The organism is Bacteroides sp. AM07-18 (assembly GCF_003602695.1).
GTDB classification, from domain to species: Bacteria; Bacteroidota; Bacteroidia; order Bacteroidales; family Bacteroidaceae; genus Bacteroides; species Bacteroides uniformis.
Map to the genome: position 1 here is coordinate 41859 of NZ_QTLM01000004.1, position 22661 is coordinate 64519.

Here is a 22661-nt window from a genome sequence, read left to right on the forward strand (position 1 = left end):
AAAGGTATAATTTGTTTTCCGTCCCTTCTCTAAGCCTTTTGAAGAGGGGCTATTCTTCCCATTCCCCTCAATACCGGAATTGGTTTCACCTCACTTTTCCATCCCCAATATACTTTCTCCGGAGTACAAAGAACCATTTCTTTCTAAAAACGTTCTCAAGGAAGAACAACCTAAAGCTTAACAGATAATGAAAAAATTAGTAGTATTTGCAGTACTTGCCGCAATCGTGGCAAGCTGCGCCGATGACAATCCGCCCCAGATAGAAAAAAGCAGTGAGTTGGTATCACCACGACTTTTGATGGACGTGTCCACAGAAAGCGGACAAAGCCCGCTGACCGGCATACTGACCATCATGCCCTGCAAGGCGGGCACCTCTATTTATTATGGAAACTACATAAACCGGAAGCTGACACCTTTTTACGGTTACTACCAAGTTAAAGACGGAGCTTTCTATAACGATGGCGTCAATCGAGAGTTATCCTTACCCGCAGGTCTCTATAACATGATTTATTGGGGAACCCCTAAATACGAGGAGCCGATTTATGCACATCCTCTCATGAGGGACCCGGTCTACATCTTAGGCGAAGACATGTCCCGGCAACACTTCTCCCTATTCAAAATGGAAGCGGACACAACCTATTATCCGGTATTCGACCTGGTACACGCCGTCCAGCCTGCCAACATTGGAAGTGAGGACCTGAAAGCATCCCTCAAACGGGTAGTGACCGGACTGAAAGTAATCATCAAGGACAAGAACAACGGCATCCTCAGTTCGAGCATCGACAGCATGGTGGTGCGCATCACCAATATTGCTGGAGAACTGAATTTCTACACCGCCGCTCCTCAAGGAAGCCCACGCACAGTAGCCTTCCCTCTGGTCCGTTCCGTCGACGGTACACAAATGAGCAACGCCACCGTCATGCTCTTCCCTTCTTTCGGGAAACCGGAATTCCAGATGAGCATCATACTGAAAAATGGAAACGTGAAAAGTTTCAAGCAAACATTGAACGGACCTTTGGAAGCAAACTCCAAACTGACCCTGACCCTCACTCTGGGAGACATCTTTTCCGAAGAATCATCCGGAGAATTCACCCTTGACAACTGGAACGAGGAAAGCCAGACAATCGATGTCCCTTCATTGGATTGAGCTTGCAGCATCAAGGAAAGATAGAACGGTGCGCGTCCATCTTATAAAAAGGCAACGTGAACCAGAAAGTGGAGCCCTTGCTCAACTGTGACTCCACCCCTATCTCTCCTTTCAGTTCCTTCACAATGTTTTGCGAAATGGCCAGTCCCAGTCCGGTACCTTGCTTAAAGGAATCCAGCTTCACAAAGCGGTTAAAAATCCCCTGCGCATTCTCAGATGATATCCCCGTCCCGGTATCGGTGACATAAAAACGGATATAGCTATTTTCGGGCATTCCGTAACCAATGGTAATACTACCGGCAGCAGTAAACTTCAGCGCATTACTGATGAAGTTATTGAATACCTGAGTAATTCTGCGCTGATCGGTATACAGCAGCAAACCGGGCAATGGCGTAACCGTGACCAGACGCACGTCTTTATTGGTCAGCCTGATACTTGTAGCCTGCTCTATCTCGGACACCATTTTATTGATATCCACGTTAGCATAGACATACTCCAATGTACCGGCTTCTATCTTCGACAAATCCAGAATGTCATTGATGAGCTGCAACAGCAGTTCATTATTCCGCTCTATAATATCGAGATACTCCACCCGTTCTTCCTCAGACACTTCCGTGGCCAAAATACTCGAAAAACCAACTATTGCATTGAGCGGAGTACGTATCTCATGACTCATATTGGCCAGGAAAGCCGATTTTATCCGGTTGGACTCCTCAGCCTCCTCTTTGGCCAGACGTAGCTTGCGCTCCATGATTTTCAAATCAGTAATGTCCCAAGCAGTATAAACAATCCACTTGCGACCATCAGAAAGCTTTATAAAATTATTGTTCTGGAAGGTAAACCGCTCCTCGTTCTTCTTGGTAAAAAAACGTCGTATACCTTCTTGTGGAATCCCCGTCTTGACCAACTCTTCATCCTCCTTCCTAATTAAAGCCGCAGCCTCTGGCATTGTTTCAAAATCCGTCTTGCCTATAGCCTCTCTGGCCGAACATTCAAAGAGTTCCTCTGCCTTTTTATTCCAAAAAGTATAGCGCATCCCATCATTCACATCCTTCACTTTTGCCGCAATGGGAAGATTATCAAGAATGCCTTCCAACAGTTGCAGATACCTCTCCCGGTCCCTTTCCCTCAATTTCTTCATCCGCCTCTGCATGAAGAAAAAGAAGAGGCACAGCACCAATGTACCTAAAAGAATGGAAATATAGACCATCTCTCTTTGAACAAACCCGTCGGGAATATCAAGCCTTTCCTGCAAGGTGAAAGCAGTATCGAAAAGTTCGGGGCTTTCAGCCATTTTGTCAGCCAATGCCGGATGAACAAAGATTATACAAAAAGAGAAGAATATCGTCAGTAACCGAATACTTCCGAGAGGTAAAAAAAGAGGAACATGTTTTGTCATAATTGGCAAACATTTAATAATTAAATAGTTAGATAAGATTCCAGCTACTGCAAATTTAGAAAAAAATAAATGCGAAAACAGTATCTACGAAATAAATTTGCATTTTACACCCATTATTTTGTATTTAATGCCGAGAAGAGAATATTTTGAGAATAACCCAATACAAAAGGATGATACAGCACAATCAGCTAATGCCTATATGAGCTTATCAGGAAGGAATCGTCGCTTTTCAAAACATGAGATTAAAACCTTTTTTACGTCCAGTATTGTATTTCTCAATCTCTGACGCAAATGATTTTTTCAGCTGCGCTGCCATAAAGTCCAAGAAAGGCTGACTGTTCTCATCTTCTTGCGACTGCCGCAAAGAAAGAATATAGTCGCCCCTATCTTCTTTAAAGATTTTCGTCGGAAAAAGATGATGGCAGAACTGGATATAGTTCATCAACAAACGAGCCGTTCTCCCATTGCCATCTACCCACGGATGAACGGTTACCAAATTGAGATGAGCATTGAAACTCAATTCATATCGTTCCCGAAATGTTTCCATATTCTTTTGCTTTTCTCTCAATATAGAACAAAGTTCTTCTACTTTAGCGGGAACTTTAGGATAGCTCATATAAGAACACCCGCCCACCCCAGCAGTAACGCCGCACAAACGAAATTCACCTTTAGAAGAATCAAAAGAACCGCCCATTACATTATATACACTCCCAGTAGTACGCATTAGAGCAGCATTCAATTTTTGTAAGAAAACAGGCGTAATTTCCGCATTTTGTGCACTTTCTTCTTTGGCGAGTTCGTATGCCTTCTTCAAATCCTCATTCATCAGATGATAGACCAACGGCTTTCCTTTGGCTGTTACCCCCTCATCAAAAAGCAACTGGGTATCCAATTCGGTAAGTGTAGAGCCCTCAATAGCAGTAGAATGGGTAATAAGCGAATAGAGGTAGTACTTTTCATAGTCTACCGACTGACTGATACCAAGCCTCACAAATTCTTGATTCAGTACTTCTATCTCTTGCCAGATATCTGTTCCCATGAGCAAAGGGCATAAAAGATAAGTATAAAAAGAAAGCGGGAAAAGCATTAAAACTTTCCCCGCTTCTTTATTTCGTACCCAGACCCGGGGTCGAACCGGGATGGAAGTGAATCCACTGGTGTTTGAGACCAGCGCGTCTACCGATTCCGCCATCTGGGCATGTTTGACTTCTCAAATGCGGTGCAAAGATACAGCTTTTTTCTAAACCTGCAATACTTTTCCTAAAAAAAGGCGAAAAAAACGATAAAACCTGCTTGAATCATTCCTTGTTTGTAAAATATGCAGTACATTAGCAGAAACTTTTAAAATCAATAGCATGGTAACCAATAAGGATAATTTCTGTGTAATTATGGGCGGAGGAATCGGCAGCCGTTTCTGGCCATTCAGCCGCAAGACACTTCCAAAACAGTTTCTGGATTTCTTCGGTACAGGACGTTCCTTGCTGCAGCAAACCTTCGACCGCTTCAAGCAGGTAATCCCCATGGAAAATATACTTATCGTAACAAATGACTTGTATGCCGACCTTGTAAAAGAACAGCTTCCCGAACTTAAACCCGAACAGATTCTACTGGAGCCGACACGCAGGAATACAGCCCCCTGCATTGCGTGGGCTTCCTATCATATCCGCGCCTTGAATCCGAACGCCAATATAGTGGTAGCTCCTTCGGACCACTTAATCCTGAAGGAAGGCGAATTTCTGGCAGCTATCGAAAAAGGGCTGGACTTCGTTTCCCAATCGGACAATCTGCTGACACTCGGCATCAAGCCCAACCGTCCGGAAACCGGATATGGCTATATACAAATAGCCGAAGCCGCCGGTGATAATTTCTACAAGGTAAAAACCTTCACTGAAAAGCCCGAACTGGAACTGGCAAAAGTATTCGTGGAAAGTGGAGAATTCTATTGGAACTCTGGTCTGTTCATGTGGAACGTAAATACCATCATCAAGGCAAACGAAGCCCTGCTGCCCGAGCTGACTTCCAAACTGGCCCCCGGCAAAGATGTGTATGGAACAGTCCAAGAGAAACAATTCATTGATGAGAACTTCCCTGCTTGCCCCAATGTCTCCATAGACTTCGGCATCATGGAAAAGGCAGACAATGTATATGTGTCATTAGGCGATTTCGGCTGGTCTGATTTAGGAACCTGGGGGTCTTTGTATGATTTGTCTCCCAAAGATGAAGCAGGCAATGTAGCCTTAAAATGTAAATCCCTCATCTATAATAGCAAAGACAATATCGTGGTGCTGCCCGACAACAAACTTGCAGTTATCGACGGTTTGGAAGGTTATCTCATAGCCGAGTCGGACAATGTATTACTGATTTGCAAGAAAGATGAAGAACATACCATCCGCAAATATGTGAATGATGCCCAGATAAAACTGGGAGAGGAATACATTTAAATTAAAAATTAAAGGATAGGTGCCGAAGGCAAAAAAATAGCGGGAGCTGGATGAAGTCCAACTCCCGCTTCCGTTTATTTAGGGGAGGAAAATAAACCGATTAAAGCACTGCACGGATAGCTTCTGCCACAGCCTTGAATTCTTCGTCCGTCAGTTTCAGTTTGGGATTGGAGAAAAGCATATCTTTTTCGTTCTGCATAGGAATCAAATGTATGTGCGCATGAGGCACTTCCAGCCCCAATACCGCTTCTCCTACCTTTCTACACGGAAAGGCCTTGCCGATGGCAAGTGCCACTCTCTTGGCGAAAACATGCATCGCCGCCAAATCCTCATCGTTCAAATCGAAGATATAATCCACTTCCTGCTTGGGAATGACCAATGTATGACCTTTTACCAACGGATTGATGTCAAGGAACGCAAAGAATCTGTCATCCTCCGCCACCTTGTAGCAAGGTATTTCACCTGCGATAATTCTACTGAATATTGTTGCCATAGCTATAAATTATAAAATAAGGCAAGCCCGTATGCGGACCTGCCTTCCTTTAAAAGGATATGTTCACTACTTCCAGGTTAATCATGCCCTGCGGAACTTTAATTTCTGCGATGTCACCTACTTTCTTGCCAAGCAGACCTTGTGCAATCGGAGTATTGACGGAAATCTTTCCTTCCTTCAGATTGGCTTCACTTTCGGAAACGATAGTATAAACCATCTTCATGCCATTCTTCACGTTCTTAAGCTCTACCTTATTGAGAATCTGTACAGAATCGGTTTTCAACTTCGACTCATCAATAATCTTAGCGTCGGCAATGGTCAGCTTCAAGTTGTTAATTTTCATCTCAAGCATACCTTGAGCTTCCTTGGCAGCGTCATACTCTGCATTTTCCGACAAATCACCTTTGTCACGCGCTTCGGCAATGGCAGCCGATATTTTGGGACGTTCCACCGTCTCCAGGTGTTTCAATTCGGCCATCAATTTCTTGTAGCCGTCTTCTGACATATAAGCCATACTTTTTCCTCCTTAAATGTTATGTTAGTTTTTAATGGTACTATAAACAAAAAAGAATTCCAACATGGTCAGCATGCTGGAACCCTCTTTCCGATTTTCCTTTGCAAAGATAGCCTTTTATACAATGCGTGTCAAGCATAAAAGGCTGCTTTGTAACATATTTAAACGAAAACTTCTTATTTATAACATGTTACAGCAATGCTTTCACTGCCGCCTCCAGGTCTTTAATGCTCTCTCCACGGGCACTCAACTCATTGTTCTTGTTGACCAGGAACACAGAAGGCACATTCTTCACATTATAAGAAGCCGCTATAGACGAATAAATTCCATTGCCGTCGCGCACACAAATCCAAGGTAGATTGTCGGCAGTTGTTTTCCAATAGTGCTCGTCTGCATCCAGAGAAACCTGATAGATTTCCAATCCCTGGGCGGCATACTTGTCGTACAAGTCGCGCAACATATAATTATGTGTAGCAGAAACGGCACTCTGATAAACAGTGAAGTCCACAATAACAGCCTTGCCCTTCAGTTCGCTCAACTTACGTGTATTGCCCTTCATGTCACGCAGGTTAATGTCGATGATGCCGGTTTCGGAAATTGCCTCTTCGGGGATTTCCACCACCTTCTGCTGCGGAGTACGGGTATTCTTCATTCCCTTTATCACAATATTGTAGAGGTTCTTGGAGCGGTCGGCATCCGGATAATAATTGTTTAGGCTGGTTGCCACGGCTGCAAAACACTTAATGTCTTCCTTATTGTTCAGAGGGTCGAAAATCAAATAATTATTCAACTTCTGGAACAAGGCGAAATAGGCAGCAGCCGTATTGGGAGCGGCAAAAATATAGCTGATTTTCACTTCATCCTTATAGTTCTTCAATAAAGAGGCAAGACTGTCCTCAAAAACATCGGCACCTATCTTATGTGCCTGCACCGACTGCAGCAATGCATTCACATTATCCTGAAGCTTCATCTGCTTCAGCGTCAAGTCCTTTATCTTCGAGCTATTCGGAGAACCTTCCACTGTATAGGCAGTGGCGAAATCGGTATAAGGTGCCTTTACCAAAACCGTTTCCGTCGAATCTACCGAGAAATTAATAACCTTGTCGTCTACCCGCAGACGGTAAAATTCCGGAGACACCGGACGTACCTGCTTGAAGTGGAAAGAGCCATCCCCTTCCAGTTTTACAGAATCCAAAGGAACAATACCTTCCAATGCCGAGGCTTCCAAATAAAGCATCTTGCCGTCGGCACCAGACACTTCACCCTCTACTTTGAATTTCGGTTCGGAATTACATGCACCCAATGCTATTGCAGCAAGTGCCATAAAAAAGATTTTCTTCATATCGTATCTTCAGTTTTGTTTTGCAAACGTGCCTGCAAATATACTTCTTTTCAAGTTCAGTCAAAGCATTTTCCCTCGTTCTTCCATATAGAAAACTGCAAAAAACAACTAAATACAAACTTTTTATCTCATTCCCACCATTTTACATGAATAAATTATGTATCTTTGCACGAATTTTGAAAGAAAATTAGATATAAAACATTTTTTATGATTAACCCAATTGTTAAGACGATCGAGCTTCCTGATGGCAGAACCATCACGCTCGAAACGGGAAAGCTGGCAAAACAGGCAGACGGTTCTGTAATGCTTCGTATGGGCAACACCATGCTTTTAGCTACTGTTTGTGCCGCCAAGGACGCAGTTCCCGGAACAGATTTCATGCCATTACAGGTAGAGTACAAAGAAAAATTCTCCGCATTCGGACGTTTCCCCGGCGGTTTCACAAAGCGCGAAGGACGCGCTTCTGACTACGAAATCCTCACTTGCCGCCTCGTTGACCGTGCTCTCCGCCCCTTATTCCCTGATAATTTCCATGCAGAGGTATACGTAAACATCATTCTTTTCTCAGCAGACGGCGTAGATATGCCCGACGCTCTGGCCGGACTCGCAGCTTCTGCCGCACTTGCAGTTTCAGATATCCCCTTCAACGGACCTATTTCCGAAGTACGCGTAGCACGCATCAACGGACAATTCGTCATCAACCCTACCTTCGAACAACTAGAACAAGCCGATATGGACTTGATGGTGGGCGCCACTTATGAAAACATCATGATGGTGGAAGGCGAAATGGACGAGGTTTCCGAGCAGGACTTGCTGGAAGCGATGAAGGCCGCACACGAAGCCATTAAGATTCAGTGCAAGGCACAGATGGAACTGGCAGAAGAAGTAGGCTCTACCGTGAAACGCGAATATTGCCACGAAGTGAACGACGAAGAACTCCGTAAGGCCGTTCACGACGCTTGCTACGACAAGGCTTATGCCATTGCCGCTTCCGGAAACAAGAACAAGCACGAACGCATGGATGCTTTCGATGCCATCCGCGAAGAATTCAAGGCACAGTTCTCCGAAGAAGAACTGGAAGAAAAGGCAGCCCTCATCGACCGTTACTATCACGATGTGGAAAAAGAGGCGATGCGCCGTTCCATTCTGGACGAAGGCAAGCGCCTTGACGGACGTAAGACGACCGAAATCCGTCCTATCTGGTGTGAGACCAGCTACCTGCCCGGCCCTCACGGTTCCGCTATCTTTACACGTGGCGAAACACAGTCTTTGTCTACTGTGACTTTAGGCACCAAGTTGGACGAGAAGATTATCGACGACGTATTGGAACACGGAAAAGAACGTTTCCTTCTGCACTACAACTTCCCTCCGTTCTCTACGGGCGAAGCCAAGGCACAGCGCGGTGTAGGCCGTCGTGAAATCGGCCACGGCCATCTGGCATGGCGTGCATTGAAGGGTCAGATTCCTGCAAACTATCCGTATGTAGTACGCGTGGTATCCGATATCCTCGAATCAAACGGTTCTTCTTCCATGGCTACCGTATGTGCCGGAACTCTGGCATTGATGGATGCAGGTGTGAAAATCAAGAAACCGGTATCAGGTATCGCCATGGGATTGATTAAGAATGCAGGCGAAGACAAATATGCCGTATTGTCCGATATCCTCGGTGATGAGGACCACTTGGGCGACATGGACTTCAAGGTGACCGGAACAAAAGACGGTATCACCGCCACTCAGATGGACATCAAAGTGGACGGTCTGTCATACGAAATCCTCGAAAAGGCATTGCTGCAGGCTAAAGAAGGCCGCGAATATATCTTGGGCAAAATCACCGAGTGCATTGCCGAGCCTCGCGAAGACCTGAAACCTCACGCTCCGCGTATCGAGACAATGACCATTCCCAAGGAATTCATCGGTGCTGTCATCGGCCCTGGTGGAAAGATTATCCAAGGTATGCAGGAAGAAACCGGTGCTACCATTACTATTGAAGAAGTGGACAACATCGGTAGAATCGAAATCGCCGGTACCAACAAGAAGAGCATCGATGATGCTATGCGTATCATCAAAGGGATTGTAGCTGTCCCCGAAGTAGGCGAAGTCTACAAAGGCAAGGTACGCTCCATTATGCCTTACGGTGCATTCGTTGAATTCCTGCCGGGTAAGGACGGCTTGCTCCATATCTCCGAAATCGACTGGAAACGTCTGGAAACAGTAGAAGAAGCCGGTATCAAGGAAGGTGATGAAATTGACGTAAAACTTCTCGACATCGACCCGAAGACCGGAAAATTTAAGCTGTCACGCAAAGTATTGCTTCCGAGACCGGAAAGACAAGAAAGACCGGAAAAGAAATAAGAAATCTCTTATTCTTTAAGTATATAAAGCCTGGTGGAACCCCATCAGGCTTTCTTTTTGTCAATACTGCCAGAAATGGCTCTGAAAAAACAAGGCATAATGCTTGCATATTCCAAAAAGATTATGTTTTTTTGCTATGTAAAGCCTTATATTCCATAAAGAACCTCAATTAATGTCCGGTTTAAGGAGCCTACATACTATGAATCTTTTCTCACGCTTTTTCCAGGAAAACCAAGAAAAGTTTTTGGTTTTTGCTTATTCTTATCTCAGGGATAAAGCAGAAGCGGAAGACGTTGTGATGGAATCCATGATTGCCTTATGGGAAAACCGAGACCGCTGGGAAGAAAACAGTAACCTGCATGCCCTGCTGCTGACCATCATAAAGAACAAAGCCCTGCACGTACTCGAGCACAAGCAGGTGCGTCTGCGAGCGGAAGAAACCATCAGCAGCCACAACCTGCGCGAACTGGACTTACGCATCTCCACCTTGAAAGCCTGCGAACCGGACCAGATATTCAACACGGAAATACAGCATATCGTAAATAAGACCTTACAGGAAATGCCCGAGCAAAGCCGGAAGATATTCATGTTGAGCCGATACCAGAACCTGGCAAACAAGCAGATTGCCGATAGTCTGGACATATCACTTAAAACCGTAGAGGCACACATCACCAAAGTGCTGCGGATTCTCCGGCTGAGACTGAAAGATTATCTTGTTACCATACTCATAATATTAATATCCTAAAAAATGCTTCTACGGAATAGGGTTACCGCCCACTTTCCGGTTATATATACAAAAGGTAAAAAGAGCACGTTTTAGAAAAGAAATAAATTATTGACAATGAACCAAGAGCTATTATATAAATATTTCAAAGGTATTACTTCCGTTGAAGAAGAAAAGATGATACTCGACTGGATAGACGCCTCGGATGAAAACCGGAACATCTTCCTGAAAGAGCGCATGATATACGACATTTCTTTGTTCTCGGACAAGCAGGGAAACAATGAAAAGAAAACGGTGCGCATCATGCCGATGCTCCGCTGGACGGCCCGTATAGCCGCCGTCACCATTGTCGCCATTGCCGGTTATTTCATCACCTCCGACTTTTTATATAACAAGGAGGTGCAGTTGCAAACAGTCACTGTGCCTGCCGGACAACGGGCCCAAATTACCCTCGCCGATGGAACACGCGTATGGCTGAACTCCAAGTCCACCATGAAATATGCCGCCAACTTCGGACGCAACGAACGAAATGTGGAATTGGACGGAGAGGCCTACTTTGAAGTAGCCAAAAACAAGAATATCCCATTCTATGTACATACAGAAACGAACAAGGTAAAAGTTGTAGGAACGAGTTTCAACGTCTGTGCCTACAGTGGGAGCCATGAGTTCGGAACCACATTGGTGGAAGGTATCGTCGATATCTATCCGGCCAACAGCAGCCAGATAATCACCAGGTTGCAGAAAGACGAGGTATTTCTCAATGAAAACGGAAAATGTAGAAAGGCCGTCCTTCCTTCCTATGAATATCTACGCTGGAAAGAGGGACTATACTGTTTTGACGACGCTCCATTCAGCGGTATCCTCGGTAGACTGGAGAAATACTATAATGTAAAGATAACCGTTGCCAGTCCTCAACTGCTGAACTACGGCAGCTTTACCGGCAAGTTCAGAGAGCAGGACGGCATCGAACATATACTGCGGACCATCTCGAAAGACCATCCTTTCAAGTTCCGCATCAACGAAGAAAAGGATTCAATTGTTATATATGAGTAAGAAAAAAAGATCGGAAAGTACCCCCATACTTTCCGATCCGAAACAGTCAAAAATCGACCTTAATCAATTTATTAACTTAACACAGTGACAAAGATATGAGAAAAATTTTGTTGATGAGGCTTTTTTATCTAAAAAAATTAGATTTTAAGCAATTATTGCAAACCTATGAAAATCACATTATTCCTTCTCCTGCTTGTTATATTTCAGGTGTACAGCGGGAACTGCTACTCTCAGAATGCCAGGGTCAGCATTCAAAATGCCCGGCTGAGAGTAGGGCAAGTTCTCGAGCAAATTGAATCGCAAACAGAATACTTATTTGTATATAACAAACAGAACGTCGATGTACGCCGTACCGTCGACATCAATGCAAGCAACCAAACTGTTTCCGAAGTACTTGACCAAATGTTCAAAGGGACAGACATCAAGTATGTGATGGAAGGCAAAAACATCGTTTTAACCAAAAACAGCAGGAGTGCTGAGGATAAGACAGACACTCTGCAGGAAATGGCTACTGTAAGAGGAAAGGTGACGGACTCCAAAGGCGAACCGATTATCGGTGCCAACATTCTTGAAAAAGGGACCGCCAATGGTGTTATCACCAATACCGAAGGAGAATTTAGTATGAATATCCCTCCTTATGCCACTATTGTCGTATCCTACATCAGTTATGAACCGCAAACCATTGCCCTGAACGGTAGAAATAATCTCCACATCCGGATGGAAGAAAAGAGCCTCGCCCTGGAGCAAGTAGTGGTAACCGCCATGGGTATCCAGAAGAAAATGTCCTCATTGACCTATTCTACCCAACAAATAAGCAGCAGTGAGCTGACCCGTGCCAAAGAGCCGAACATGATTAATACACTGGCAGGAAAGACGGCCGGAGTACAAATCAATAAAACCGCCAATTTAGGAGGTTCTGCCAAAGTCGTCATTCGCGGTGCACGCTCTGCATTTGCCAGCGGCAACAACCAGCCCTTGTACGTAATTGACGGTGTTCCTATGCTGAACAGCTCAACAGAATCCACCTCCACCGTAATCGGCGGTAACTACGATGGATTGAACCGTGATGCCGGTGACGGGATTTCCAACCTGAATCCGGACGACATAGAAAGCATCAACATCCTGAAAGGTTCTTCTGCCGCCGCGCTTTATGGTTCGCAGGCAGCTAATGGCGTCATTCTGATCACCACTAAAAAGGGAAAGGCCGGACTGCAGCGCGTTACATTCTCCTCCAACCTGACCGTAAGTCACGCCATCAGTACCCCCGAATTCCAAAATACATACGGCCGGAACGAAGATGGCGGTACGGCAAGCTGGGGTACAAAAGGCAATGTAACGGACTATGACAACATAGGCGAATTCTTCAGCAATGGCATCACCACTTTCAATTCGCTGGCCATCACTACCGGAAATGAAAAGGTACAAACTTATTTCTCATACGCCAACACCACGGCTAAAGGAATTGTGGACAATAACAAACTACAGAAGAATAACCTGAACCTACACGAAACGGCCAGCCTCTTCAACAACAAGCTGAAACTGGACGGCATTGCAACACTAATGACCCAAACCGTCAAGAACTCCCCTGCTACCGGCGGCTATTATCTGAATCCGCTGGTCAGCTTGTACAGTTTCCCACGTGGCGTAGACATGAGCACTTACAGAGAAAACTTTGAAACGTGGAATGCCGACCGCAATATGATGACACAAAACTGGATTGAAAAGAATGGAGATGGTACCGTCAGTGAATGGGGACAGAATCCCTACTGGCTGAAAAACCGCGTGCTCAGTGGCTACAAGCGTTATCGCGCTGTGGCATCGGCCAGAGCCAATCTGCACATTACGGACTACTTCAACCTGCAGGTACGGGGTAATGTGGATTATATCAGTGATAAATTCGACAATAAGATGTATGCCACTACAGCTCCCAACATCGCCGGCAAATACGAGGACAAGGAAAACGGACGTTACATCTGGTCGGACAGCCAGGAAATCCAAGTCTACGGTGACGCAATGGTCTTGTTCAACAAGGAATTTGATGACTTTTCCCTCAATACGGCACTGGGAGCCAGCATCAACATGAGTAAAGTCAATTCACTGACAATAGACTCAAGGCTTGCTTCCCTCTACAAACCGAATGTATTTACCGTCCCCAATGTAGTGATGGACTCCAAAGCAGCCGTAAATCAGAGCATCGACAGCAAACGCACGCTCCAATCAGTATTTGCCACCATGCAGTGGGGCTGGAAAGGACTACTATACTTGGACATTACCGCACGTAACGACTGGTCATCCACATTAGCCCACACAGACAGCAAGAATACCGGATTCTTCTATCCCTCCATAGGAGCTACCTGGATTCTTAACAAAACCTGCTCCCTGCCCAAATGGATAAGTTTTGCAAAAGTGCGCGCTTCATGGGCGGAAGTCGGTAATGACCTCCCGATAGGAATCACCAATCCGGTAGACATCATCATGGTAGGCGGCAGTATCAATGTAAATACCGTAGAACAGCGCGGTGACCTAAAACCGGAAATCAGCAGCTCCATCGAATTCGGTACAGAATGGCGCTTCTTCCATCACCGCTTCGGGATAGACTTCACTTGGTATCAGACCAATACCAAGAACCAGTTGTTGAGAATGGACAATCCTACGGGCTCCACCTATAAATACCGGTATGTCAATGCCGGAAAAATACGTAACCAGGGTTTTGAGCTGACGGTAGACGCCACTCCGCTACTATACAGAAACTTTTCGTGGAAGAGTCTCATCAACATGTCCGCCAACAAGAACAAAGTAGTGACCCTGCATCCTGACTATCCGGAATTTTCCTACTACGAAGAAGGTTTCAACGCAGGCTATCAGATGCGTGTCAAAGAAGGAGGCAGCCTGGGGGATATTTATGGAAATGCTTTCCGCCGTAACGAGGATGGCAGCATCATGGTTGATGAAACCAGCAAAAGGCCTTTGGGAAATACCGGAAACAAGGATTTGCTTGGGAATGCCAATCCTGACTTCACGATGGGATGGAGCAACACACTTACCTACAAGGACCTGGAGCTCTATTTCCTGATAGATTTCCGCTTTGGCGGCGAAGTCATGTCACTGACACAGTCTGAGTTGGATGCCAACGGCGTGACCAAAGTCACCGAAGATGCCCGCGCCCGAGGATATGTAGAATACCAGGGACAGAAGTTCAACGACCCGAGAGCATTCTACAGCGCAGTAGGCGGCAGAAATGCCATCTCCGAATATTATATGTACGACGCAACCTGCATCAGACTCCGTGAAGTATCACTGAGCTATTCTTTCCCGAAAACGATACTGGAAAACAGTAGATTCATAAAGGGAATCGACGTATCATTGGCAGCGCGCAACTTGTGTTTCTTAAAGAAGGAAGCACCGTTCGACCCCGATGCAGTAATGTCCGTAGGCAACAACAATCAAGGAGTAGACGTGTTTGGCATGCCTACTACCCGGAATATCGGCTTTAACCTAAGATTAACCTTTTAAAATGAATACCTTATGAAAAACAAGTGCATCATATTCCTTTTCTGCCATAGCATATTGCTGCTTGCAGCTTGCACCGGCGGTTTTGAGAACGACAACGAAATCAAGGGAGGTTTCTCGGACGACAAAAAGGAAATAGATTTCCAGAACCTGACTGCTCCATTCGAACCCATACAGTCGGGTATCTACTTCAATATAGGTTCTGTTGGCTTAAATTGGGTATGGCAGATGACACAATCCCTGAACCATGACATGTTCTCCGGCTACTTCATGGACCCTATTCCTAAATTCATGAAATCCAACGCCTGCTACAACCTGAACTCAGGCTGGACCAATGCCGCATGGCAATGTACTTACGGATATGTCTACACGGAGGTGCAGAAGGCAGAAAAGAACTTTTATGGCAATGACAACTTGAAAGGCTACCTCGGCATTACCGAAATTTTGAAAGTGGAACTGATGCACCGCATTGCCGATACATACGGTCCGCTGGTCTACCATCAACTGGGTGAGACACCCCGGGTTTACGGACTGCAAGAAGCCTATACACGCTTCTTTGCAGACCTGGACGAAGGGCAGCAATTGATAAGGGAATACCTGGACGAGGGCGGTGACAACAACAAATTCAAAGAGTATGATATGCTGACCAACGGCAAGACCTTGAAGGAGTGGTTAAAGTTTGCCAACTCACTACGTTTGCGCCTTGCCATGCGCATCTCCAATGTGGATGCAACACTTGCCAAAGACCAAGCAACCAAAGCACTGAATGACAATCAAGGTGTACTGGAAGGTGCAAGGGAAACCATCGCTGTAATGGGCAAGAACTATATCAATCCTTTGTGTGCCGTTGCCGGTTGGGGTGAAGTCTACATGAATGCCTCGATGGAATCCATTATCAACGGTTATGAGGACCCGCGTGGCAAGAAATGGTATAACACCGCCCTTCTCGAAGGTTATCAAAAACAGTTGTTAGGCATTCCCATCGGGTTACCCATGAAAGACGGTGACGCCAACATTTACAGTTTTTGCTCTTCCCTCAACACAAGTACCATCGGCGAAAAGACCGGAGCCGTATTGATGAGTGCGGCAGAAGTCTGGCTGCTCAGGGCCGAAGCAGCCCTCCGTGGCTATACCAAAGAGAATCCCCGCACATGCTATGAATACGGGGTAAGTACTTCATTTACACAGTGGGACTGTGCCGGTGCCTCCGAATATCTGGAAAGCGACAAAACCCCTGCCGATTATAAAGATGTAGTCTCAGGCGGCAAGGTAGGCAAGGACATGAAAGCCTTGATTACCATATCCCCCAAATGGGAAGAAGATGCAGACATAGAGACGAAACTCGAAAAGATTATTACCCAGAAGTGGCTGGCATGCTGGCCCGAAAGTTATGAGGCATGGGCTGAGCAACGCCGTACCGGATACCCCAAACTTTTCAAGGTCCAAAACAACACCGGAAAAGTGATTGATACGGATATCATGATCCGCCGCCTTCCGTTCTCAACGGACGCCGCCACTGCCGACCCGGCACAATACGCCACCCTCACGGAAAAACTGGGTGGCGCAGATAACGGCGCCACCCGCCTTTGGTGGGATACGGGGAAAAACTCTTTCTAGAACAGACTCCACGCAACCGTAAGCCCTGCCATCACAATGGCTACCATGCTCATCAGCTTGATTAGGATATTCAAGCTCGGACCGGATGTGTCCTTGAACGGGTCTCCTACGGTGTCACCCACGACTGTAGCCTTGTGGACTTCACTGCCTTTGCCGCCAAAGTTGCCTTCTTCCACATACTTTTTGGCATTATCCCATGCACCACCGGCATTTGCCATGAAGATGGCAAGCACGAAACCACTGCTCAATCCGCCAATCAGCAGGCCGAGCACACCGGGAACACCGAAAATAAGTCCCGTCGCAATCGGAGCAATGATAGCTATCAGTGACGGAATCACCATCTCGCGTTGCGCCCCTTTCGTCGAGATTGCCACACAACGCTCATAATCAGGCTCCGTTTCTCCCGTAAGGATTCCCTTGATTTCGCGGAACTGGCGGCGCACTTCGTCTACCATATGGGCCGCTGCACGCCCTACCGCATTCATCGTCAATCCACAGAAAAGAAATGCCATCATCGAGCCCAGAAACATACCGGAAAGAACTTTCGGATTCATCAGCGTCACATCGTAGTGATGCATAAAGTCGAAGAAAGTGGCATCTTGAAGAGCCACGGCATCGCCATGAGGAAGCGACAGTTCGGTAGTCCCGAGGCGGGTCAGCCCGATACGGATTTCCTCGACATAAGAGGCCAGCAAAGCCAATCCCGTCAAAGCGGCGGAACCGATGGCAAAGCCTTTGCCCGTAGCGGCTGTAGTATTGCCCAAGGAGTCAAGCGCATCGGTACGCTTACGCACCTCTTCACCCAGACCGGACATTTCCGCATTGCCACCCGCGTTGTCAGCTATCGGTCCGTAAGCATCTGTAGCAAGCGTGATGCCCAATGTAGAAAGCATACCTACTGCGGCAATGCCAATACCATAGAGCCCCAGACCCACATTAGAGAAGTCGAAGCCCGAAGCAAAGAGATAAGAAGCAATGATACCTATCACCACGGCAATCACCGGAATAGCCGTAGAAAGCATTCCCAAGCCTATACCGGAAATTATGACTGTCGCCGGACCGGTCTTTCCGCTTTCACTCAGCTTTTGGGTAGGACGGTAGGATTGGGAAGTATAGTACTCCGTAGACCGCCCGATGATGATACCTACTATCAAACCCACTATCACGGAGCAGGAAATCCACAGCCAGTTGTCCAACTTCAGCAACCACAGGATAAAGAAAGTGGCGACAACTATCAAAATAGAGCTGAGATTAGTACCGAAAGCCAGTGAGTTCAGCAAGTCCTTCATCTTCGCATTCTCTTTGGTACGCACGGAGAAGATACCGATAATGGAAAGCAATATTCCGACGGCTGCAATCAGCATCGGAGCGATTACGGCCTTGAACTGCATCAGCGTATCACCCGAGTGGATAAAAGCCGCAGCACCGAGGGCAGCCGTAGCAAGGATAGAACCGCAATAACTTTCGTACAAATCAGCCCCCATACCTGCCACGTCGCCTACATTGTCGCCTACATTATCCGCAATCGTGGCAGGATTACGCGGGTCGTCTTCGGGAATACCGGCTTCCACCTTTCCCACAAGGTCGGCACCTACATCGGCAGCTTTTGTATAGATACCGCCACCTACGCGTGCAAACAATGCCTGCGTGGAAGCGCCCATACCGAAAGTCAGCATGGTAGTGGTAATGATGCAGAGTTTATGGGTGGGAGTCATTACATCTTCCGGAATTACAGCATTCAGCAACAGATACCAGAAAGATATATCAAGCAAGCCAAGGCCAACCACTACCAGTCCCATCACCGCACCGCTACGGAAAGCCACGCGTAGTCCGGCATTCAGCGATGTGCGTGCCGCATTGGCAGTGCGAGCCGATGCGTAGGTGGCCGTCTTCATACCCAAAAAGCCGGAAAGTCCGGAAAAGAATCCTCCGGTAAGGAAAGCAATCGGCACCCAGGAGTTCTGCACTCCGAAACCGTATGCCATAATGGAGAAAAGGATAACCAGCCCCAGAAATACCCAGCCCACAATCTTGTATTGTTGGCGAAGGTAAGACATAGCACCTTTGCGCACAGCAGCGGCAATCTTAATCATCTGAGGCGTACCCTCACTCTCTTTCATCATCTGACGATGGAAATACCAGGCAAAACAAAGTGCCATAATAGAAGCGGCTGGAACCAGCCAGAATAGGATTTGGTCCATAGCATTTATTCGTATTAAAAGGTTGAACGAAAGCCTAAAAATATTGATTTGAAACGAAATAAGCAAATGAAAAAGAAAAGAAATCCAAGCAAGCATGTATTTATACTGGCGAATAAAACAACAAGCAGTACCCTTTTTTACCTATTTTTTGTATTTAATGAGAAGAACAGAGCACATATAGATATATATTACAACTTTTATAGTACCTTTGCAACAAGTAAACAAGCTAAAAACAAAGGCATTATGAAACCAATCTATTCTAACCTGACATGCAAGATGCTGGCTTTGACATTATGCAGCATTATGCTGGCATTCCTATCCATAGGATGCGAACATGACGTCTACAATCCCGATAATGGAAAAGACGATGAGAAGACTCCCAACTCTTTTGATTTTTCTACGACATCTTCCATCCAAGTAAACGTAAAGTATGATGTCCCCGAAGGCTATAAAGTACTTTTTGAAATCTATCTTGAAGACCCGTTCACGATTGACAAAGATGGCCAGATTATAAAACGCACAGACCTGGAACCGGTCATCAGACGCATGACAGACGGTAACGGTGCATATAGCGGCAAGGAAATCATCAATTCGGACCATGGGGACGAAGCATATATCTATACTTCTTATATAGGGGTCCCCACCCTCTTCAAAACAGTTATTGCAGGAGATGCCATTACTGCCGACATCAAATGGGATTCCACCGATGATAATCCGCAAACACGGGCGGAGGGATGGCAGGCACCCAAAGGATACCATGTATTAGGAACATGGAGCTCCAAAGGATATCCTCATTATTTAGACACAGACAACAAAATCACAATTCCCGGTGATGTATTGACAATCATCAATACGACCTTGAAGGAAGGAGGCACATGCCCTAAGCAATACCGACAAGCCATAGATTTTGAAATCAATGATCCGGAAGGGCGCAATGCGGAAGTATCCATCCGGATAATTGGAGGAACCAGCGGTGCAGCGAGCGCCTTTGGCTATTATTGCTATAGGGCAGACGCATCTTTAAGTGAAATTAAAAAAGCCCCCAAATGCATTGTTTTTCCAAACACTCTGATGGATAATTATTATAATAAAAAGGCTTCCGGACTACAAGGCGGTGAAAGTGTAAAGCTTCATTACATAGACCCCGACGGAGTGGACCAAGGCACCGTATTTCCCAATGGAGTAAAAATCGGATGGTTCCTATTGAATGACAGCTTCTATGGCGGAAACAATAAGCCTTTCTACTCTACTACAAAGCTGAATGGGGACGGCCGTACACATACAGCCGCATTCCGCATCGATGATTTTGTCGTATTGTCCTTTGAAGATTGGACAGACCAAGACTATAATGATATACAATTCAACGTATGGTCCAACCCCATCGAAGCCATCATCAATCCGGATATTCCTGATATCAAACCTGACGGTGGCAACGAGGATAAGAAATACAGTCTGGAATACAAAGGAATCATCGCTTTCGAAGATAATTGGCCCAGAAAGGGTGACTATGACTTGAATGATGTTATTGTAAAATACCAGTCCGTATTGAACTTCAATGATGCCAATCAGGCCCTTTCTACAGAAGACACCTATGAGTTGCTTTGGTCCGGTGCCACTTTCAAAAATGGTTTCGCTTACCAACTGAATACAGAACGCAGCAATATGTCAACTGAAATATTGGAAGCCCCCACAAGTTTCAACGGACAAGGACTGGATACAGACCTTTCCAAAGCTACCGTCAATGTATTTCTAAGTGCGCTCGATGTAACAGAGAGAAATACAAAAACCGCTACATATAAGATAAAGAACACCTTCAAGACTCCACTATCACACGAAACGCTTGGAATTCCCCCTTATAATCCATTCATCATGGTACATGACGAATTGAAAGAATCACGCATCGAAGTGCATTTGGTCAACTATCCTCCTACTGAAAAGGCAGACATGGCTCTATTCCATACCGAAGAGGATTTGTCCTCTGTACCGACAAGCTATTATGTAGCCAATGGCAACTATCCTTTTGCCATTCATCTAAGTGGAGCCACAAACTTCAATACTCCTGAAACCCAGCCGATAGACAAGAGCTTTGAACATTTTATGGATTGGGTCAATTCCAATGGAACAGATTATAAGGATTGGTACAAATAACCGATAAAAGATACTCCTTATAAAGAAAATGGCAACCATTCACAGGGTTGCCATTTCTTATATCTTCCTATGTTGTAATATAGTAGAGCGAACTTATTCCACCGTTACAGCCGTACCGCATGCCGTAACCATCAACATGCTGCCACTGCCTCCTACCGTTTCATAGTCCAAGTCTACACCAATCACGGCATTGGCACCCATAGCACGGGCATGTTCTTGCATCTCGCGCAAGGCTATATCTTTAGCTTCGCGCAGCACTTCTTCATAAGAGCCACTTCGCCCACCCACCACGTCGCGGATGCTGGCAAAGAAATCGCGGAATACATTGGCACCGATAATCGTTTCACCGGAAACGATGCCATAATAGCGGGTGATACGTCCACCCTCAATAGTCGGGGTTGTTGTTACTAACATAATTCATTTTTTTAGTTGTTGACATATTAGACGCAAGGAATGAAAGAAAGGTTGCAAAGCTTTGCTTTGGTCAGAACATCCGGCTGACACGAACTATACCTGCCACCAGCACATCTATCTCCTCCCGGGTATTGTAAAGCCCGAAAGATGCACGCACTGTTCCTTCGATGCCAAGACGCTGCATCAATGGTTGGGCACAGTGATGTCCCGTGCGTACGGCAATGCCAAGACGGTCGAGCAATGTACCCATATCAAAATGATGGATATCACCTACCAGAAACGATATGACACTACCCTTGTCTTCTGCCTCGCCGAAGATACGCATACCGGGAATCTCTTTCAGCCGTTGCATGGCATACTGGGTCAATTCGTGTTCATAGGCGGCAATCTTGTCCATCCCAACCAGCGAAACGTAGTCCAAAGCTTTGGCAAGTCCGGTAGTACCGATATAATCCGGCGTACCGGCTTCAAACTTGAAGGGCAATTCATTGAAGGTAGTCTTTTCAAAAGATACATGCTGAATCATCTCTCCACCGCCCTGATAGGGAGGTATCCTATCCAGCCACCCCTCTTTACCATAAAGCACCCCTACCCCCGTAGGACCATACACCTTGTGCGCGGAGAAAACGAAGAAATCGGCATCCAGATCCTGCACATCTACCGGCATGTGGGGAATGGACTGGGCACCGTCCACAAGCACCGGAACACCCTGCTCATGGGCAAAAGCAATCATCTCCTTGACGGGATTGACCGTACCCAGCACATTGGAAACATGCGCCACACTGACAATCCTGGTACGTTCGGAGAACAACTGCCTATATTCGTCCAATAAGAGTTCGCCCTTGTCATTCATCGGAATCACCTTGATGGTAATTCCACGCTTGGCGGCAAGCAGCTGCCAGGGAACAATGTTGCTATGGTGTTCCATCACAGAAAGAATCACCTCATCCCCCTCCTGCATAAATTCCTCACCAAAGCTGGAGACAAGCAGGTTGATACTCTCCGTCGTACCACGGGTGAAGACAATCTCATTCGTGCTGCGAGCATTGATGAAACGTCTCACCGTCTCACGCGAGGCCTCGTGCAGCTCTGTAGCCTGCTGCGACAGGAAGTGCACTCCGCGATGCACATTGGCATTCACCGAATAATATTCGTCCGTAATGGCATTTACTACCTGGCGAGGTTTCTGCGTAGTCGCGCCGTTGTCCAGATAGACCAACGGCTTGCCATATACCTCACGGGAAAGGATAGGGAAATCAGCTCGAAGCCTCTCCCCCAGCCCCTCTCCCATAGGGAGGGGAGCCAA

Annotated in this window: 16 protein-coding genes and 1 tRNA gene; 8 read left to right on the plus strand and 9 right to left on the minus strand. The window is 46.1% G+C overall.

The window, feature by feature from the left end; genetic code table 11:
- Positions 1-187 precede the first annotated feature (187 nt).
- Entirely contained in the window at positions 188-1147 is a 960-nt protein-coding gene (locus DW096_RS07695; RefSeq protein WP_005833650.1) for a FimB/Mfa2 family fimbrial subunit, read from the plus strand.
- Between the two features lie 10 nt (positions 1148-1157).
- Here the strand turns inward: DW096_RS07695 and DW096_RS07700 are convergent, their stop codons facing one another.
- The 3 genes from DW096_RS07700 to DW096_RS07710 form a co-directional block, all read right to left on the minus strand.
- Positions 1158-2546, minus strand: coding sequence for a PAS domain-containing protein (locus tag DW096_RS07700; RefSeq protein ID WP_005824402.1), 1389 nt, complete (start codon positions 2544-2546; stop codon positions 1158-1160).
- Between the two features lie 229 nt (positions 2547-2775).
- Positions 2776-3585, minus strand: coding sequence for a Fic family protein (locus tag DW096_RS07705; RefSeq protein WP_034525383.1), 810 nt, complete (start codon positions 3583-3585; stop codon positions 2776-2778).
- A gap of 75 nt (positions 3586-3660) precedes the next feature.
- Positions 3661-3744: transfer RNA gene (locus tag DW096_RS07710), tRNA-Leu, on the minus strand.
- Positions 3745-3901: 157 nt separating this feature from the next.
- Between DW096_RS07710 and DW096_RS07715 the strand changes: the two genes are divergently transcribed.
- On the plus strand, positions 3902-4987 hold the full coding sequence (locus DW096_RS07715) for a mannose-1-phosphate guanylyltransferase (protein WP_005824399.1): 1086 nt from the start codon (positions 3902-3904) through the stop codon (positions 4985-4987).
- A gap of 100 nt (positions 4988-5087) precedes the next feature.
- Here the strand turns inward: DW096_RS07715 and DW096_RS07720 are convergent, their stop codons facing one another.
- From DW096_RS07720 to DW096_RS07730, 3 genes are all read right to left on the minus strand, one after another.
- Positions 5088-5480, minus strand: coding sequence for an HIT family protein (locus DW096_RS07720; RefSeq protein ID WP_005824396.1), 393 nt, complete (start codon positions 5478-5480; stop codon positions 5088-5090).
- 49 nt (positions 5481-5529) lie between these two features.
- Positions 5530-5994 (minus strand): transcription elongation factor GreA, encoded by a 465-nt coding sequence (gene greA / locus DW096_RS07725; protein WP_005824394.1) that lies wholly within the window; start codon positions 5992-5994, stop codon positions 5530-5532.
- 190 nt (positions 5995-6184) lie between these two features.
- Positions 6185-7336, minus strand: coding sequence for a thioredoxin-like domain-containing protein (locus DW096_RS07730; protein WP_005824390.1), 1152 nt, complete (start codon positions 7334-7336; stop codon positions 6185-6187).
- 207 nt (positions 7337-7543) lie between these two features.
- On the opposite strand from DW096_RS07730, the gene pnp reads away from it, so the two are divergent.
- The 5 genes from pnp (at position 7544) to DW096_RS07755 (ending at position 16592) form a co-directional block, all read left to right on the plus strand.
- Positions 7544-9688: a polyribonucleotide nucleotidyltransferase gene (gene pnp, locus DW096_RS07735; RefSeq protein WP_005824386.1), complete on the plus strand. Its 2145-nt coding sequence runs from the start codon at positions 7544-7546 to the stop codon at positions 9686-9688.
- A 172-nt stretch (positions 9689-9860) separates the two neighbouring features.
- Positions 9861-10433: an RNA polymerase sigma-70 factor gene (locus DW096_RS07740; protein WP_118930953.1), complete on the plus strand. Its 573-nt coding sequence runs from the start codon at positions 9861-9863 to the stop codon at positions 10431-10433.
- A gap of 96 nt (positions 10434-10529) precedes the next feature.
- Complete coding sequence (locus DW096_RS07745; protein ID WP_061411110.1) at positions 10530-11465, plus strand: FecR family protein; 936 nt, start codon at positions 10530-10532, stop codon at positions 11463-11465.
- Between the two features lie 165 nt (positions 11466-11630).
- Entirely contained in the window at positions 11631-14978 is a 3348-nt protein-coding gene (locus tag DW096_RS07750; RefSeq protein ID WP_035447711.1) for a SusC/RagA family TonB-linked outer membrane protein, read from the plus strand.
- Positions 14979-14990: 12 nt separating this feature from the next.
- Positions 14991-16592 (plus strand): SusD/RagB family nutrient-binding outer membrane lipoprotein, encoded by a 1602-nt coding sequence (locus DW096_RS07755; protein ID WP_009037366.1) that lies wholly within the window; start codon positions 14991-14993, stop codon positions 16590-16592.
- Here the strand turns inward: DW096_RS07755 and DW096_RS07760 are convergent.
- Positions 16589-18793, minus strand: coding sequence for a sodium-translocating pyrophosphatase (locus DW096_RS07760; protein WP_009037367.1), 2205 nt, complete (start codon positions 18791-18793; stop codon positions 16589-16591). The genes DW096_RS07755 and DW096_RS07760 overlap by 4 nt on opposite strands.
- Positions 18794-18859: 66 nt before the next feature.
- On the opposite strand from DW096_RS07760, the gene DW096_RS07765 reads away from it, so the two are divergent.
- Complete coding sequence (locus tag DW096_RS07765; RefSeq protein ID WP_034529148.1) at positions 18860-20941, plus strand: LruC domain-containing protein; 2082 nt, start codon at positions 18860-18862, stop codon at positions 20939-20941.
- A gap of 93 nt (positions 20942-21034) precedes the next feature.
- Here the strand turns inward: DW096_RS07765 and DW096_RS07770 are convergent, their stop codons facing one another.
- Both DW096_RS07770 and DW096_RS07775 read right to left on the minus strand, forming a co-directional pair.
- Positions 21035-21355 carry a heavy metal-binding domain-containing protein gene (locus DW096_RS07770; RefSeq protein WP_005824368.1) on the minus strand — a complete coding sequence of 107 codons (321 nt, stop codon included), beginning with the start codon at positions 21353-21355 and terminating at the stop codon, positions 21035-21037.
- A 70-nt stretch (positions 21356-21425) separates the two neighbouring features.
- A complete protein-coding gene (locus tag DW096_RS07775; RefSeq protein WP_008661986.1) occupies positions 21426-22646 on the minus strand; it encodes a cysteine desulfurase in 1221 nt (406 codons plus the stop codon).
- Positions 22647-22661: the final 15 nt, after the last annotated feature.

Coding starts and splice junctions, on each gene's coding strand:
- DW096_RS07705 (WP_034525383.1), bottom strand. CDS start 3,585: ATGGGAACAGATATCTGGCAAGAGATAGAAGTACTGAATCAAGAATTT.
- DW096_RS07695 (WP_005833650.1), top strand. CDS start 188: ATGAAAAAATTAGTAGTATTTGCAGTACTTGCCGCAATCGTGGCAAGC.
- DW096_RS07700 (WP_005824402.1), bottom strand. CDS start 2,546: ATGACAAAACATGTTCCTCTTTTTTTACCTCTCGGAAGTATTCGGTTA.
- DW096_RS07715 (WP_005824399.1), top strand. CDS start 3,902: ATGGTAACCAATAAGGATAATTTCTGTGTAATTATGGGCGGAGGAATC.
- DW096_RS07755 (WP_009037366.1), top strand. CDS start 14,991: ATGAAAAACAAGTGCATCATATTCCTTTTCTGCCATAGCATATTGCTG.
- DW096_RS07740 (WP_118930953.1), top strand. CDS start 9,861: ATGTCCGGTTTAAGGAGCCTACATACTATGAATCTTTTCTCACGCTTT.
- greA (WP_005824394.1), bottom strand. CDS start 5,994: ATGGCTTATATGTCAGAAGACGGCTACAAGAAATTGATGGCCGAATTG.
- DW096_RS07765 (WP_034529148.1), top strand. CDS start 18,860: ATGAAAAAGAAAAGAAATCCAAGCAAGCATGTATTTATACTGGCGAAT.
- DW096_RS07745 (WP_061411110.1), top strand. CDS start 10,530: ATGAACCAAGAGCTATTATATAAATATTTCAAAGGTATTACTTCCGTT.
- DW096_RS07770 (WP_005824368.1), bottom strand. CDS start 21,355: ATGTTAGTAACAACAACCCCGACTATTGAGGGTGGACGTATCACCCGC.
- DW096_RS07750 (WP_035447711.1), top strand. CDS start 11,631: ATGAAAATCACATTATTCCTTCTCCTGCTTGTTATATTTCAGGTGTAC.
- DW096_RS07775 (WP_008661986.1), bottom strand. CDS start 22,646: ATGGGAGAGGGGCTGGGGGAGAGGCTTCGAGCTGATTTCCCTATCCTT.
- DW096_RS07720 (WP_005824396.1), bottom strand. CDS start 5,480: ATGGCAACAATATTCAGTAGAATTATCGCAGGTGAAATACCTTGCTAC.
- pnp (WP_005824386.1), top strand. CDS start 7,544: ATGATTAACCCAATTGTTAAGACGATCGAGCTTCCTGATGGCAGAACC.
- DW096_RS07730 (WP_005824390.1), bottom strand. CDS start 7,336: ATGAAGAAAATCTTTTTTATGGCACTTGCTGCAATAGCATTGGGTGCA.
- DW096_RS07760 (WP_009037367.1), bottom strand. CDS start 18,793: ATGGACCAAATCCTATTCTGGCTGGTTCCAGCCGCTTCTATTATGGCA.